Source organism: Methanorbis furvi (genome assembly GCF_032714615.1).
Taxonomy (GTDB): domain Archaea; phylum Halobacteriota; class Methanomicrobia; order Methanomicrobiales; family Methanocorpusculaceae; genus Methanocorpusculum; species Methanocorpusculum furvi.
The window spans coordinates 53040-69437 of record NZ_JAWDKA010000006.1 but is presented as its reverse complement, the minus strand read 5'-3'; the positions used below and the strand labels follow the sequence as shown (position 1 = coordinate 69437).

Below are 16398 nucleotides of genomic sequence, written 5' to 3'. Positions count from 1 at the left end.
CTCAGTGTGTTCCGTGGGCGGAGCTATGATGAAGGCATACGCCTCGTGGACGGAGCTACGACGAAGGCATGCGACGCAGAAATATCTTGGCATACACTCATTAAGATAATCTGCCCATATTTTCTGTATGGACGATCCCGAACTGGAACAGCTGAGAAAAAAGCGTCTCGAGGAACTCGCAGTAGCGGTCCCGCCGCCGGAGGGATGGCCGATAGTGCATCTCACGGAATACAACTTCAATCAGGTGACATTGCAGAGACCAAAAGTCGTGATCGACTTCTGGGCGGAATGGTGCGGGCCCTGCCGGTACTTCGGGCCGATCTTTGAAGAGATGTCAACCGAGTTCCCGGAGGTTCAGTTCTGCAAATGCGACACAGACCGCAACCACGGCATCGCAACCCAGCTGCACATCACCAACATCCCGCTCGTCATGTACATCCGTGACGGAACAGCCGTCCGGATGCGGGCAGGAGCAATGTCTGCGGAAAAGTTCCGCGAAGAGCTGACACAGGTATTCAGAACTGATGACACTGTTTGAGTCCTTTCATCCGACCCTGCAGGAGGTGCTTCTCTCAGGACTTGGCTGGAGCGACCTCAGACCCGTGCAGGAGGAGACCTGCCGCGCCGTAGCTTGCGGCGCAGACGTCGTGGTGCTTGCGCCGACCGCAGGAGGAAAAACCGAGTCCGCATTCATTCCGGCAATCGATGCCCTGCTCAAATCAGGATCAAAGGGCCTGGGACTGATCTACATCTCGCCCCTCAAAGCGCTCATCAATGATCAGGAGGATAGAATCCGGCTGATGTGCGAACGGGCAGGCCTCATGGTCGCCTCGCAGCACGGAGATGTTGCAGCACGCGACCGGTGGAAGTTTTCCGGCGAAGGCGACCTGCCGAACATTCTTCTCACAACCCCAGAGTCCCTCGAAGTGCTGCTCGGCGACCCGGACTCGCGGTCCGCATTTTCTGCGGTGCGGTTTGTGATAATCGATGAGATTCACGCATTCATGGAAACCGACCGCGGCGTTCACCTCCGCTGCCTTTTAGACAGGCTTGAGTTTTCCAAAAACCATGTCCAGCGAATCGGGCTTTCGGCAACGGTGGGCAACCCAAAGGAGCTGCTCGCATGGATGTCGGGACCTGCAAGAAAACAGCAGCTGGTACAGATACCATCCCCCAAACAGCCGAAACAGTTCACGTTCGTGGTGGAGGAGGACTTTTTCCGACAGGTAAGGGCTGTCGCATCAGCCGTCCGGGGAAAAAAAGCGCTCGTGTTTGTGGACAGCAGGAGTTTTGCCGAGCGGCTGATGGCACCGCTTGCAGAGCTGGTGCCAAACGTGCATATCCATCACTCCTCGGTCTCAGCAGACGACCGTGCGGCTGCCGAAGCCGCGTTTGATCAAAGCGGCGGAACCTGTGTTATCTGCACGAGCACGATGGAGCTTGGGATCGATATCGGCGACCTCGACCTCGTCGTGCAGTACGGGCCGCCGAAAACCGTCGCTTCATTTCTGCAGCGGCTGGGCCGCACCGGCAGGCGCGGGAAACCTGCGGCGATGACCTTTGTGCTGGAAAAACCCTGCGACCTTCTGATCAGTGCAGCAGCGATCGAGTCTGCGATGCTGCACGAGACTGAGCCGCTGCATGCACCATCGCATGCATACCATGTCCTCATCCAGCAGCTGTTTCTTCTTCTGAAAAACCGGTGCGGCGGGATTGGCAGAAAAACAGTTCAGACAGAGATGCGGTCTCTTGCACCGTTTGCAGCGGTGCCTTCGGAAAAAATATCTCAGCTTCTGGAGTATCTCGCAGACAGAGAATATCTGAGCAGGGACGGAGATCTTTTCTCGCCGGGCCCCCGTGCCGAGCGGGAGCTTGGCAAGTCCAACTGGATAGCACTCATCTCGGTGATTCATGATGCCGGAGGATACCTTGCCGTTCTTCCGGACGGGACGGTTGTTGGAACGCTTGATCCGCGGTTCGTCGGCAGTGAGCCGGGAAAAACATTCTCCTTCACCGGCAAAAGCTGGCGTCTGCTGTTCCGCGATGATGTCCACAAACGTGCGCTTGTGGAGCCTGCGGCGTATCCCGGGGATGCAAAGCGGCCGTTCTGGAGCGGAAGCGGCACTAACCGCGGGGGGGATGCTTCGCCCACGGTCTGCAGAGCGGTCTGTCACATTCTGGAGCGGGGCTCAACCATTCTTCCGCTGCCGGATGATCAAAAGGAGATGCTCAACGACCTCATCCGCATGCTGCCTGATGACTTCGTGCCAGACACAGTTCACGTGCGTGCGGAGCCTGAGGTCACCGGATGGTCGGTAGTGGTCGCGACGTTCCTTGGCGCACGGGCCAACATGGTTCTCGCACGACTGCTGAAGAACCGGCTCGACGGCGGCGGGCGCCACAGCCTTCGCTATGATCAGTTTGCGATCCGCATCTTTGACTGGGACAGTGCGGACGCGGCAGAAAGGGTTGCAAGAATTTTGCTGGAAATTTCAGAGACAGATTTGTCTGCACTCGCAGCCGAACTGCCTGAGCTGCCGGACACAACATGGAAGTTCGGCAGTATGCTGCCGCGGGATATGTTTGCCGAGATGACGGCTGATGAGTACTACCGGCTTCCTGAGGTTATTGCAGGGATAACTTCAGTGAGAGTGAGTGATGGTCGTTGAGGCTTGTCTTTCGTGGAGGATGTTGGGCTCTCGTTTGGAATAACCACGGATCACACGGACATTTCACTGAGCTTCACTGAATGCACAGAGAATGCCTGCGGCGCCGAAATGCACGGAAAGATTACCAATACAATATTTCCCCTCCCTCATTTTTTTCAAAAATATGTGATACCACGAAAATATTTAGCCGATTTGTTCTGGAAAAAAGTAAACGGGTCAGTGGTGAACGTGGATTTGCGGTTTTCTTTTCTCATGCGGCCACATAGACCACTCAAACGATACATCAATTTTCCAGAAAAACAACCAAATCTATTGTGATATCACACCGCAAAAAAAATTAGAGAGAGCGTGCCGAAAGTTCTGCGGCGATCCGTTCCTCGGCGATTTTTTTGTAGCCCTCATCGATCTCAAACCCGATGAAAGGAATACCAAGCCGCACCGCGGCAACAGCTGTGCTGCCGATTCCCATGAACGGATCCATCACCAGACCGCACCGGTCAACGCCATGATCCTGAATGCACATCTCCGGTAACCGCACGGGAAACACCGCCGGGTGGGGACGTTCCTCGCGGATCGTTTCGTAAGGGATGAACCAGGTGTTTCCGCGGTCACGGAGATCCTGTTTCTTCTTCACCCACCGCTTCACATTACTTTTGTCCTGATAGGGGACGCCCGTTGCCAGCCGGTCGATTGGAACCTCGCCGGTTTTCGTGAAGTGGAAGATAAACTCATGGCAGTCGTTGTGAAACCGGAGACTGTTGATCGGCTTGTAGTGACCGACCGCAACGCCGTTTTCAGGAATGCCTGAAGTGTAGAACCTTCCCATGTCAGCCTTCGGAAGAGCAATGGATTTGATCCAGTGGATCATGTTCTGCAGAACAAAACCGTTTCTCCGAAACTGCATCGCAACATCCATCGGAATCCAGGGGTCCTTCAGACTGCCGCCGACATTCAGGTAAAAGGATCCGGCATCAGAGAGAACTCTTGCAGAAGCCCTGGCAACATCCTCCATCCAAAGAAGATACCCATTACGGGGAACGGTGTCGTCATAGGTCGTATAGGGTTTGCCGATATTATAGGGGGGTGAGGTCACGATAACGTCAACCGAACCGGCAGGGAGCCTGTTCATGCCGGTGATGCAGTCGCACAGATGGATGATCCCTGGTTCAGTCATGGCTCAAGAATTTTTACGATGGTTATCTCATAGGTGATCGTCTCGCCGGCAAGCGGATGGTTCGCATCAACCGTGACGCTTTTGTCGGTCACGCTGACAACCATCACAAGGCATGGCTTGTTCATGACCTCGACCCTGATTATCTCACCCGGGACCGGCTCATGATCAAGCGTGAGCTTTTTCCGCTTCATGGTGACGACGAGTTTCCGGTGATATCGTCCGTACGCCTTTTCCGGCGGCAGGATGACGGTGACGGTCTCGCCTTCAGCTCTGCCGAGCAAAGCCTCTTCAAATGCAGGATTGATCTGTTTTTTGCCGAGCGTGACCAGTACCGGTTCACCCTTGCTGGTATCCTCAAACACTTCGCCGTCCGGACGCCTGCTGATGAAGTGAAGCAGCAGCGTGCTGGTCGGAAGAACACCGGTCATGGATATCTGTATGTCTGGTATGGTACAATTATGTTTTGACTGGACATGTTGATTTTTTAAAACGCGAATAGCACAAATAGCGCGAATGAAAAAAATCGCCAATGGCGATTTTTCAAAAAAAATTACATTTGTGTCTCGAATGAGAAAAATCTGTCAAACATTCTGTGACGTTAGTTCTCAAAAATCGCCATTGGCGATTTTTCATTCCGCGAAGCGGTGAGCAGGCCGCAGGCATGCGATTCGCGCTATTCGCGTTTCCTCTACATAACACCAAAGGCAAGCAATTCCGCGTTTCAGATATCTACTGCTCTCTCGGGACCTCACAGACGCCGAAGTCGCCCTTCTTGATTCTCTGCAGAGACAGCCAGAAGAACAGCGACACAATACCGATCGTCAGTATCGGTGCAATCCAGATCGGAATCTCAATACCGAACCCTTCGCTGCACATGATAAGACCAAGCGTAAAGATCGAGTACATCGCACCGTTTTTCAGATATGCGTATTTACGAATGTTATCGATGTTGCGAACCGTAAGCTCACGCACAATAATAGCACCAATACCATTACCGATCAGAATCAAAGGAACCGACATCGTAAACGCAAACGCACCGATAACGCCATCGATCGAAAACGTCGCATCAATCACCTCAAGAAGCATCAGCTTACTGATATCAGACTGATTGGAAGAACCGCTCTCAAGCTCGGCCGACTTCTTATCAGCAAACAGCCGGAAACCCTGCATAATGAAAAAGATCGCCGACCCGCCCACGGCAGCAACCGCAAGAAGAGCATTGATCTGGGCCGCAGTATAACACACAATGAACAGCACGATCGCCGCAACCGCATAAAACCACGGACCCTGCCTTGACATCGCACGCTCCCCCGGAACAATACAGTTTTTCTGCTCCGCCATCAGCCAGTGGAGGAACAAAAATATCATAAAAATTCCTCCGGCCAAAAGCAAAAACGGTGCACTCTGCTCAATCGCCGCAGACGCAGTTGCATCATCCGAAAACGTTGCCGTCAGAGCACCGATCGGGCCAAGGGACGGTGTCGAAAACCAGATGATAAGCCACGGCAGAACACCGCGGATACCAAAAACCGCGATGATAATACCCCAGGTCAGGAACCAGCGGCGCGCCCATGCCTTCATCGTGGACAAAATATCGGCATTGATGATTGCATTATCGATACTTGCCACCGTCTCAAACGCGACAAGACCGAGTACCACCAGTACGGCGTATGCAATCTCCATGGTAAATAGGGACATGTTTGGGCTGATATGTAATTAATACTCTCATCCGGTCAGGTCAGCACTGTACTACCCATTATTCGTCATAGCTCCGCCCACGGAACACACTGAGTACACGGAATAGGCACGGAAAAAAATCACGGAATCAAGAAAATAATTCATTTGATATGAAAAATCAAATTCCAATCCCATTTTCATTCGGTGGTTTGAACATCAGTATTAGAAATATTTCCGTACTGTTCACGTCTGCTCCGTGATGTTTTTTTCCGTGAAATTTCCGTGTGTTCCTGCGAAGCAGTAAGCAGGCCGGAGGCATGCGTTCCGTTTTTCCGTGGGCGGAGCAGTGAGCAGCTCAGAAATAAAGACACAACCCCCTTGTCACGTGCGATCCTTTTATCATTTCTGGATATGATCTAATCATCATGAAGCTCTATCTGATCAGTCTGACACTCCTAGTACTCCTGCTTGCCGTACCAACCGCAATGGCTGACGAGACCGTCAGCAAACTCACAGTAGACTCAATACCCGGAGGAGCCGATCTCAGAATATCAGATCAGTTCGTCGGCTACACACCAACAACAGTCGAAGTCCCCGGAGGATCAACCGTCTCGGTCATGATTCAGCGGCACGGCGGATCCTATGACATCTGGCGGGGATCGGTCTATGTTCCCAAAGGAGAACACATCACCTACACCGCAAAACTCTACAAAACCGAGGACAAAATCCGCACCACCGGCTACTTGGTCGTCACCTCCAACGCCGAAGGCGCTGAGGTGTATCTGGACAACGGATACATCGGAGTAATCACGGACGGAAGGCTCGCCAAAGATGAGATCCGGCTCGGACTCCATCAGGTACTGGTACAAAAACCCGGCTACACCACCTACACCAAACTCGTTGAAGTGCTGCCGAAAAATATTGCCACAACAACCGTTGAAGCAGACCTCACACCGCTTGCAACAGCCGCAACAGTGGTCCCAACAACAGAAGCAGTGCCCCCCGCACCAACCAAATCCCCAAGCCCCCTCATCGGATTTGCCGTACTCGGACTCCTTGCAGCGGTCCGAAAAATCGGGCGATGAGTTTAATAGATCCGAAGATGAGGTGTTAGTATGAAAAAACAGATATGCATAATTCTTATATCCATATGTCTCCTCGCATCCGTTGGAGCGGCAGCGGTTGCGGCAATGGAAAGCGATGAAGGAAGACTGACCATCAACTCAGATCCAGACGGAGCTGATGTCTGGGTATCAGGAAAGTTTGTCGGATACGCTCCGGTATCAGTAATCGTTCCGGGTGACGCAATGATCAATCTCCGCGTCGAAATTCCAGGAAACACGTATGATATATGGAGAGGCTCGGCATATGTTCCCGCAGGACAGGATGTCAGCATGACGGTTCCGGTCAGCAAGAAGACAGAACACTCCAAGGACTTCGGTATTGTCGTGGTCAGCTCAAATGCCGAGGATGCCGAGGTGTACATGGACAACAGCTACTATGGAAAAATCTCCGGCGGATCCTTGTCCATCGACAACGCGAAGCTTGGTCTGCATTATGTACAGGTAAAGAAGGACGGGTACGACGATTATGCGATGATGGTTGATGTGAAGCCGAAAAATCTGGCAACCGCAAATGTTGTTGCTGATCTCAAGTCGACAGCAGGTGCAGTAACCACTACCACGGCGGCGGCAGGATCAACGGTCCCAGCAGCTCCGACCAAAGCGCCGGTCTGTGCCCTTCTGCCGGTACTCGCACTGCTTGGTGCAGCAGCAGTCGTGCGAAGATGAATGTGCTGTCCTTCTCGGACAGCGAGTCCAGATATTTTATTGAAAAAACTGTCCGTGATCTTATCGCGGCAAAGGAAACAGCGCAGGCAATGGAAAAAATCGGTGCTGCTCTTGGCAGCTACACCATTTTTGATCTCCAGTACATCGGCGGCGGCATTCAGCGCGAGGTGGGAAAACTCCCAAATCCGTACCGGAGGTGCTATCAGCCCTACAGTTCTGATCTGCTGAATCAGTACCATGCGTTCATGACAAAGTACCGGATGAACTGTTTTACGGCTCACCCGTTTAAAGATCCTGAGTTGTGGCGTACATACTGGGATATAACGCCGGTTCAGTGCTTTGTGAAAAGCAGATCACCAAACGATCCGTTTCCGCAGCTTGAGCATCCGATGACCAAGCTGTTTTACCGGCTGGTCTACGGGTATGTGATGCTGATCGAGGGCGGGTACGGCCATCCAATCGGGATGCCGTTTCCGGGAGGGGCGGTGATCAGACGTGACGGCGACAAAGTTCTCTGTCCGATTCGTGAGAAGGAGAGGGATTTTCCAACAGCGTTGTGTAATTTCTGTCCGGCCGAGCAGGATCCCGAGTACCGTTGAGTGCTGCCTTGTGTGAAAAACGCGAATGACGCGAATAGCGCGAATAAAAAATCGCCAATGGCGATTTTTCAAATAAGAGTTACGCGGCGGTGAATGTTTTGTATTATGAAAAATGTTGATTGGAAAAGTGGTGAGTGGGCACTATGAAAAAAAGAACCGCAAATCCACGCAAATCTCGCTCGCTAACGCTCGCTCCGCAAATCGCGTTTGCAAACCGCTGCTCTCCGTCTGCCGGAACCGGCAGTAACGGAGTCGCTATCGCGACCACAGCTGCAAACGCTGGACGGCGCCATTCGGGCGCCGCCTGAGGAACTGGATAATCTCAAATTAATCTGCATCAATACTTTTCAGCAATGACGGCGCCCGACTGGCGCCGTCCAGCGTTTGCCGTCGCGGTTGCGATAGCAACGAGCCCGCCGGAATCCGGCGGGATGAGAGCGACGAACAGCAAACGCGATTTGCGGAGCGAGCGTTAGCGAGCGAGATTTGCGTGGATTTGCGGTTTTTTTACCTCATCATGCCCAATTGCCACTCTCCCAAACAATATTTTTTATAATACAAACATTCGCGATTTCTTAAGCCCTATTAAAAAAAATTTACAAAATTTAGTTATCCGCGAGAGACAACGCCGGCGGCGTGTATCTCCGCAGGAGAAGCGACAGGCTCACCACCGTCACCGAGCTCAGCACCATTGCCGCTGCCGCATACTCGGGCCGGAACATCACCTGTGTAAACGGATACAAAACACCTGCTGCAAGCGGGATTAAAACCGCATTGTAGGCAAACGCCCAGAACAGATTCATCCGGATTCTGCCGAACACTTTCTTCGCAAGCTGCACCGCGGCAACCGCACCGATCAGATCATTTCTCAGCAGCACAATGCCGCCGGACGCAACCGCAGCATCCGTTCCGCTGCCGACCGCAATACCAACATCTGCCTGTGTCATTGCAGGAGTATCATTGATACCGTCGCCGACAAACACCACCGCAGTCCCTTTCTCCTGCATCTTCTGAATGAACGAACGCTTATCATCAGGCATGAGACCTGCCTCAACATGCGAAATTCCGGCAGCCGCTGCCACAACATCTGCCGCACGGGCGTTGTCGCCGGTAAGCATCGTCACCGGAAGACCCATCCGTTCAAACTCCGTGACCGCAGACTTCGCATCAGACCGGAGCGTATCAGACACACCGATCGCACCGGCAATTTTTCCTGCGACCGCAACAAAAACAACCGAGGCACCGGTCGAACGGAATACTTCCGCAGCGGCAGCCACGCTCTCATCCATCAAGACGCTCTTCTCACTCATGAACTCAGTAGATCCCATCACAATCTCCTGACGGTTCACCCGTGCCGTCATTCCTCTTCCCGGAACGGTCTCGATTCGTGCCGCCAGAAGATCAGCAAGGCTGCGGGCATCTGCGGCAGAAACAATAGCCCCGTCAAGAGGATGCAGCGACCTGCGGCCGAGAGCCGACGCGGTCGTCAGAAGGTCGTCCTCAGAGACTCCTTCGGCAACCGCAATGCCCGAGACCGCCGGAGTTCCAAGCGTCAGCGTGCCGGTCTTATCCACAGCGACTGCCTTCAGTTTTCCTGCACGTTCCAGCACCTCGCCGTTTCTGATCAAAATGCCGAGAGTTGCCGCACGTCCGATACCGACCGTGACCGCGGTCGGCGTCGCAAGCCCGAGAGCACAGGGACATGCAACCACAATAACCGCAATAAAACTGGAAAGGGCAACAAGCAGAGTCTCTGCGGCGAAGAAGTACCAGTAGACAAACGCCACAACTGCAACCAGAAGGACAAACGGAATAAAATATCGGACCGCAGTATCAGCCACGCTCTGCACCGAAGGTTTGGTTTCCTGCGCCTCGCGGACCATTCTGATGATGCCTGCAAGAACCGTATCGGTACCGACTTTTTCCACTTCCATGGTCAGTACACCCTGCGAAACAACCGTGCCGCCGATGACGCCGGTTCCGGGAGTTTTGATCACCGGCACCGACTCGCCGGTGATCGCCGACTCGTTCACCGTGACCGGATTTTCAAGAACAATACCGTCGGACGGAATCTGACCGCCGGTCTTCACGATAACCATGTCGCCTGCAACCAGCTCGCCGACCCTGACCTCCTGTTCGACTCCGCCGCGAATAACAGTTGCAACCGGCGGGCGCAGGTGTAAAAGCGCCATGATAGCATCAGACGTCCGCCCTCTGGCACGCGTCTCAAGATACCTGCCAAGACCAAGGAACGCAGTAAGCATCACCGCGGTCTCAAACAACAAAAAATCCGGCGAAGGCAGAATTCCTGCGACCGCTCCAAGACCTGCGATGTAGGATGTCGCAATGCCCAGCATGTACATGACCTCCATGCCGAGCATGCCGCCGCGGAGCTGCGCAAGCCCCTGCCGGAAGATCGGATACGCACAAACAATCAGAATCGGGGTTGCGATGACGAGCATTGTCACGTCCATCGCAAACATGTTGTCGCCGAACAGTGAGTGTCCGAAGAACATCAGCGCCATCAGAACGGCTGAGCCGACAAAACCGAGGATTGTTCTGTTGCGGATTCCCGACAGTTCGTCCTTCTCCGACTCAGGGATATAGAACAGATCATCAAACCCGCTGTTTACGGTGACAGAAGAGAAACCCGCCTTCTTCAGGACCGGCACAAACTGGGAGGAGTCGGCAAGCAGCGGATGATACCTGACCGTGATGATGTCATCCTCACTTGAGACCTCTAAAACTCCCGGAAGTGAGCGCAGCGCAACAGAGCCTTTCTCCAGCAGTTCTGCACTCGGAGGTGTGACGATGAAGGATATCGGAACCGGTGTTACGGAAAATCCGGCACCGATTACCGCTTCATTCACCATTTCCGGCGTGGTGAAATTGGTGTCAATGTTGACACTTGCCGTTCCGTCAGAGAGATTTACCGTTACCTCAGACACACCGGGAAGAAGCTTCAGGGTGGATTCAAGGTGGGCGGAGCATGCGCTGCAGTGCATGCCGCCAACCAAAAAACGGAGGTATCGGGTTGCCATACTGGTAGTTTACCTCTCCAACCGGATATAGAATGTGTTTGGAACAGTGCTCGTCCGAGTCGGCCACGGAAAAACGGAACACACGGAGTCTCACAGAAAAAAAACATCACGGAGCAAACGAGAACATCACGAAAATGAATGGTTGTACTCGCGCAAAATGATAATGCAAAACTGTGTCGGTCAGCGACAACTTACAGACAATGCATGCGTGAGGTTTTACGTATAGTTGAAATCATTGTATTTTGCATATTTTTGGATTCTGTTGTGTTTGGTTGTTATTTCGTATAGTGCGTATAGTTGGAGTGTGTTTTGCCTGGATTTCTATGGGCTACTAATTTCTATTCAGATAGAGAGAGAGAATTTTCGTTTTCACTATACGCACTATACGAACTTTCGATATACAACGTTGAATTCCGATTTGGATGAAAATGAATGCGTTAAGGTTAGCGCAAAGGTTAGCGCAGGGTTGGCGAAGTTTTGGATAGTGGCGCTGTGTGCATCTCCATGAAAAAATTTGGGGGGTTATTTTTCTGAAAAAAGTAATCGGATGATCTACTATATCGCATTATGAAAAATGTTGATTGGAAAAGTGGTGAACGTGGCCTCGTGTGAAAAAAGAACCGCAAATCCACGCAAATCTCGCTCGCTGACGCTCGCTCCGCAAATCGCGTTTGCTAATCGTCGCTCTCATCCCGCCGGATTCCGGCGGGCTCGTTGCTATCGCAACCGCGACGGCAAACGCTGGACGGCGCCATTCGGGCGCCGCCACACTGTTGAAAAAAAAACTGATGCAGAATGAATTAGGAGATTTTGTTGTTTTGAGTATTATTTTTCAGCCATCAACATATAAGATAAAACAACTCCCATTTACAAGGCGACGCGCGAATCGCGTCGCCAGCGTTTGCCGTCGCGGTTGCGATAGCAACGAGCCCGCCGGAATCCGGCGGGATGAGAGCGACGATTAGCAAACGCGATTTGCGGAGCGAGCGTCAGCGAGCGAGATTTGCGTGGATTTGCGGTTCTTTTTTCACACGAGGCCACGTTCACCACCACCCATTTACTTTTTTCAGAAAACATACGAAGAAAAATCGCCATTGGCGTTTTAAAAAAATACGGCTACATCTGTCTCTCTGCCACAGAGATCAGATCACCCGCACCAAGAACAACCCTCATCGTCCCTCCCTGACTCTGAAGAAGCATCGTCTCAGGACCAACGACATTCCCCGATTCATCAAAGGATATCCCGGACCCTGAGAAAATACTCTGATCGACTGAGTACCGGAGATTCTTCAGCGCCGAACCAACCGCCGCCGGCGTAGTAGAACCTGACACACTCATCGCATCCGCAAGCATCACCACCGCCTCAAACGATCTTGCCGAAACACCGGTCATCGACTGACCAGGATAAACCTTCGAGTAAAACAGGGACACATCCCTGACCAGAGGTTTTGACTTGCCAAGCTCCGAGGACCAGATATCAGACGCTGCAAGATAATCATAGACCTGAACACTCTGAACAACCTTCGGATCCCCAAGTATCACATCACCTGACACATACCAGACCGAAGGCAGGGAGTTTGACATGCGGGCCGCATCCAAAAGGAGCGTCAGATCCTCTGCACCGGCAGGGAAACTCAGAATAACTTCTCCGGGACGGTTCTGACCGGAGAAAAGAACATCAGCCCCGGCCTTGGTCAAAGGAAGCGAGTAAGAGACGGTCTCAACAGAGTAGCCGTGATCCTCCAGCAGGGATGCAGCAGACGAAGACAGAACAACACCTTCGGGCGCCAGCAGCGTGATGTTCGAAGAATGTGATCCATATACCTTTCTTGAATCAAGAATACCGATCAGCTGAACAATACCCTCCTCCTCATCCGGTGCAAGGGACACCGACCAGTCACCGGGACGATACTCACCGCCCGACACCGTCTGGACCGCGGGCCGGTTCGTAACAACACCCTCCATATCCCCGACAACAGCGACAACATCACTTGGAACCGGAGAACCGGACTCAAGCGGCAGAATGCGAACCTTCGCACCATAGATGCCTGAAATACCGCTCGTTGCCGCTCCGGGAAGAGAGATCTGGCTCGCCGTATTGATAAACTCGGCGGCCGCAGTTGCCCCTCGGACCACCTCAGCATTGCCGTAGACACCAATCACCACCTCTGACGGCGGAGGCGCATACGTATCAACCAGAACCACAGATCCTGACCTGAACTGTGCAATCTGCATCAGAATTCTCCCGCAGCCGCTGATATCAAACTCATAAGAACCCGCAGCACCCTCATAGGTCTTGTCCATGTACCATCCTGAAATGTAGACAGTATTCCCGTTGCTCTGTGGCACCAGACGCGACAAAGTCATCATCGCATCATAGCCTTCTGCAGCATACACGGATGCAGAAGTGTCGAATCTGACAGAGTAGACATTGTAAAACGGATGAGACGAGATATCAGAGATCCTCTTTGCCGTGTAGACCCCTTCCATTCTGGGATCATTCATTGTGCCTGCATCCTCCCCTACCCACGAAGAAACCAGAACTGGACCGGTCAGACCAAACTCGCGGGCCTTTGCAACAACCGCCGGAACATCCGATCCGCCGGTGATGATCAAAAGACCTGGTTTTTGATCAAGAAGAGAGCGGAGACTGGCAAGCTCGCCGGACGGTGATGAGTAGGTTCCGGAAACAACATGCCCGCTGACAGCATCTTCAAGCGCCTGAATATACGCAGCCGTATACAAAGTGTCAGGACCAAGCACCGCGATTGCATCATGCTGCCGGAGAAGCGACTTCAGTGAGGCAATCTCATACGACGGCGGAGTACTGAACGTGACAACACCTTCCGGAGCGGATGCGGCGTAACCCGGGGACGCAACCGCCAGATGCACAATATCAGGCGATTCAAACGCCGCGTCCCACTCTTCGCTGAGAGCATCGGTCGCGGTAATGACAGCCACCATGTCAGAAGGAACATTTTGTGTGCCATTCAGATACACAAGCGACGGACGGGTTGCGGTGTCCTGCAAAAGGTAGGCGGTATCAATACCGTTTCTGATCTGATCGCCGACCACAGAGTCGTTTGGCAAAAGTACGCCGATGGTCTCGCGATGCTGGGTTGTACCGGGCACCGGAGGAGAAGGAAGCGGATCATCAGCACCTCCTCCGGTGAGGGCGGCAAATGCGACCACCAGTGTGAGAGCTATCAGAAGAAGGGCAACTACCTGTTTCATATCACACTAAATCCTCATGGAGGCGACGTCCTCAAGGGTTGCGGCATCCCACACCCCGGGCGGGCATGAGGATGTTTTCTGGATCATGTACTCAGCAGCCGCAGCCTCAAGGAATCCGGGTTCCGGCAGGATAAACAGCCGGTCGGCTGCCGGGTTCACCGGCGATGAAGCTACGATCTGCAGAGCGGAACGCAAGTACTGGTACGACTCGTTCGCAGGGTTCTGCACAACCGCACGTGATGCAGCCAGAAGTGCATCATCATACTTTTCCATGCAGACGAGGGAACGTGCCATGCATGCCCATACCGCAGGGAACTGATCATTGATCTTCAGTGCAGACCGGCAGGCATCAACCGAGTCGGCGTAGAGACCAGACTCGTGCTCCAGCCATCCAAGCTCGGCAAAAAGGCGGGACCGCGTCTCACGGCCAGGGTTTGCACGAAGTGCTGCCCGAAGCATCGAACGCGCTTCGTCGGCAAAACCCGCAGTAAGCAGTGCACGCGATACCGCAGAGCAGACAACGGCACGCTCGTCATCACGGGTAGATCTGTTGGTCAGATCCGCGAAAACAGCTGAACGTTTTTCGGCGTTGAGATGCGGGAGAACCGGATCGAGAACCGCAGAGATATCAGCACCGTTCTGCCAGGAACTGGTGACTGACTTGTTCAGTTCTCCGGCAATCAGTGCGGATGGTGCATCAGCTGCTGCAAGAAGAACGGTTTTTTCAGCAGACGTCTGCGCATATGCTGTTGCGTCAACTCCTGCCGCAACCGCTGCCTTAAACTGAAGCGGCAAAATCTCAGGTGAAGAGGAACGGCAGTACCAGTCAAGGGCACAAGAGGGATCAAATCCAAAGTAGGCGGCAGTACCGCGGGTGGCAGCAACAGAGGACTCAATCTCGTCATCGAATGCTTTGAGAGAGAGAGCGTCCGGTCTTCCGTCGGCGGTCAGATGCGAGTTCATCTCTGAGAGACGCGACATTGCCGTGTCAACAAGCTCCTCGTCGCCGCCTTCTTCACCGATGATCAGTTCGAGATGATGATACTCGTCCTCATAGGCATGGCGTCTGCGACACGATGCAGCGAGTTCCAGATACAGCCGCAGTTTGTCGGTGACCGGAAGCATTGCGGCGATACCTGCAATACGGGTATAGTACTCGCTCATGTCCTCGCCTAAATCCTCACCGACTTCGCAGAGATTTTTCAGGCCGATTGCAGTCTGGTATGCAGGACCGCCACGGGAGGTCATGAAGGCATTTTTGTATGCCTCAAATGCGTTGTCAAAGTCTCCGGAACGCCTGAGAATGGTGCCGATCAGTTCAAACGACACTGTCTCGGCAGGGGTTCCGGGGAATGCGAGAGCGATATTTGCGTAGAGATCAAGGGCAGGCTCATTGTTTCCCGAGGCATACAGCCAGTTCGCGGTGGACAGTGCCGCGTCCGGTGTCTCGCAGTCCAGCAGGGGAGAACAGAGGGAATCCCACTCGGCAAGGGTGGGCTGGGGCATGTTCAGCCAGGTGATCATCTCTTCACGGGTCAGGGATGAGAACCATGCTCCGGCAATGCAGACCACACAGTCGTAGATGTCCTGCGGAGGAAGCGAGGGAACGCCTGCACGAACAGCCGCATACCGGTCGAGCGGAAACTCGTGCCAGAACGGACGGCGGCCGACGCCGAAGTACATGTCAGGATTGCGCACTTCCGAGGTGGTGATGGCACGGGTTTTGAACTGCCACCAGCTCTCGGGACGCGTGTCACCAAAGGAGGCAATGATCTCTGCAGCCTGATTTGTTCCTGAGATGTAGGATCTGATCAAAGCAGTCAGAGCAAGTTTCCGGGAAGACTCCCCGTGTTCCACTGCAGAGGCATGCTCCTGTTTCAGCCAGTCCAGAACCGGCAGAACGTCGTCACTGATATTTTCTGCAGCATGGAGAAGGTCCAGCAGGACACGGCTGTCGTCAGGCTGCTGAAGAATGGCAGCAAGTACTCTCGCATGGAATCCGCCGTCAACACTCATCCGGTGCAGAAACAGATTGCGAAACACAATGTTTTCGTGCACTCCGAAGCGGACGGCATCGTCTGTGGAGTGAGAGAGCATCTCATCGGCAAGAATCGTCAGATAATCCGTGTAGTACTGTTGGGTCAGATTTCCCTCGCTGACTCGCATGATTATGTAGAGTTTTGTGTGTTAACACTATGTATGCCTTCTGATAGA

General features: G+C 53.2%; 11 protein-coding genes. 5 read left to right on the top strand and 6 right to left on the bottom strand.

What is annotated here, in order from left to right; translation table 11 throughout:
• Positions 1–127 precede the first annotated feature (127 nt).
• Both McpAg1_RS06370 and McpAg1_RS06365 read left to right on the top strand, forming a co-directional pair.
• Complete coding sequence (locus McpAg1_RS06370; protein ID WP_338094465.1) at positions 128–538, top strand: thioredoxin family protein; 411 nt, start codon at positions 128–130, stop codon at positions 536–538.
• Positions 525–2669: a DEAD/DEAH box helicase gene (locus tag McpAg1_RS06365; RefSeq protein ID WP_338094464.1), complete on the top strand. Its 2145-nt coding sequence runs from the start codon at positions 525–527 to the stop codon at positions 2667–2669. Before McpAg1_RS06370 ends, McpAg1_RS06365 begins: the two co-directional genes overlap by 14 nt.
• Positions 2670–3006: 337 nt before the next feature.
• Here the strand turns inward: McpAg1_RS06365 and McpAg1_RS06360 are convergent, their stop codons facing one another.
• The 3 genes from McpAg1_RS06360 to McpAg1_RS06350 all read right to left on the bottom strand — a co-directional run bounded on the left by McpAg1_RS06360 (position 3007) and on the right by McpAg1_RS06350 (position 5526).
• The gene (locus McpAg1_RS06360) at positions 3007–3843 is read right to left on the bottom strand and encodes a DNA-methyltransferase (protein ID WP_338094463.1); all 837 of its coding nucleotides are present in this window, start codon (positions 3841–3843) and stop codon (positions 3007–3009) included.
• A complete protein-coding gene (locus McpAg1_RS06355) occupies positions 3840–4271 on the bottom strand; it encodes an FKBP-type peptidyl-prolyl cis-trans isomerase (RefSeq protein ID WP_338094462.1) in 432 nt (143 codons plus the stop codon). Before McpAg1_RS06355 ends, McpAg1_RS06360 begins: the two co-directional genes overlap by 4 nt.
• 301 nt (positions 4272–4572) lie before the next feature.
• Positions 4573–5526, bottom strand: a complete 954-nt coding sequence (locus McpAg1_RS06350) for a DUF475 domain-containing protein (protein ID WP_338094461.1) — start codon at positions 5524–5526, stop codon at positions 4573–4575.
• 419 nt (positions 5527–5945) lie between these two features.
• Here McpAg1_RS06350 and McpAg1_RS06345 point away from each other — a divergent pair, with 419 nt between their 5' ends.
• From McpAg1_RS06345 to McpAg1_RS06335, 3 genes are read left to right on the top strand one after another with little or no spacing between them, the layout of a single operon-like run.
• Positions 5946–6605 carry a PEGA domain-containing protein gene (locus McpAg1_RS06345; RefSeq protein ID WP_338094460.1) on the top strand — a complete coding sequence of 220 codons (660 nt, stop codon included), beginning with the start codon at positions 5946–5948 and terminating at the stop codon, positions 6603–6605.
• A 30-nt stretch (positions 6606–6635) separates the two neighbouring features.
• Positions 6636–7310 (top strand): PEGA domain-containing protein, encoded by a 675-nt coding sequence (locus McpAg1_RS06340; protein WP_338094459.1) that lies wholly within the window; start codon positions 6636–6638, stop codon positions 7308–7310.
• Complete coding sequence (locus McpAg1_RS06335; protein ID WP_338094458.1) at positions 7307–7909, top strand: DUF2115 family protein; 603 nt, start codon at positions 7307–7309, stop codon at positions 7907–7909. The genes McpAg1_RS06340 and McpAg1_RS06335 overlap by 4 nt, the downstream gene beginning before the upstream one ends.
• Positions 7910–8514: 605 nt before the next feature.
• Here McpAg1_RS06335 and McpAg1_RS06330 read toward each other — a convergent pair.
• The 3 genes from McpAg1_RS06330 to McpAg1_RS06320 form a co-directional block, all read right to left on the bottom strand.
• The gene (locus McpAg1_RS06330; protein ID WP_338094457.1) at positions 8515–10950 is read right to left on the bottom strand and encodes a heavy metal translocating P-type ATPase; all 2436 of its coding nucleotides are present in this window, start codon (positions 10948–10950) and stop codon (positions 8515–8517) included.
• Between the two features lie 1116 nt (positions 10951–12066).
• A complete protein-coding gene (locus McpAg1_RS06325; protein ID WP_338094456.1) occupies positions 12067–14184 on the bottom strand; it encodes a type 1 periplasmic-binding domain-containing protein in 2118 nt (705 codons plus the stop codon).
• A 6-nt stretch (positions 14185–14190) separates the two neighbouring features.
• Positions 14191–16350 (bottom strand): tetratricopeptide repeat protein, encoded by a 2160-nt coding sequence (locus tag McpAg1_RS06320; RefSeq protein WP_338094455.1) that lies wholly within the window; start codon positions 16348–16350, stop codon positions 14191–14193.
• Positions 16351–16398 lie beyond the last annotated feature (48 nt).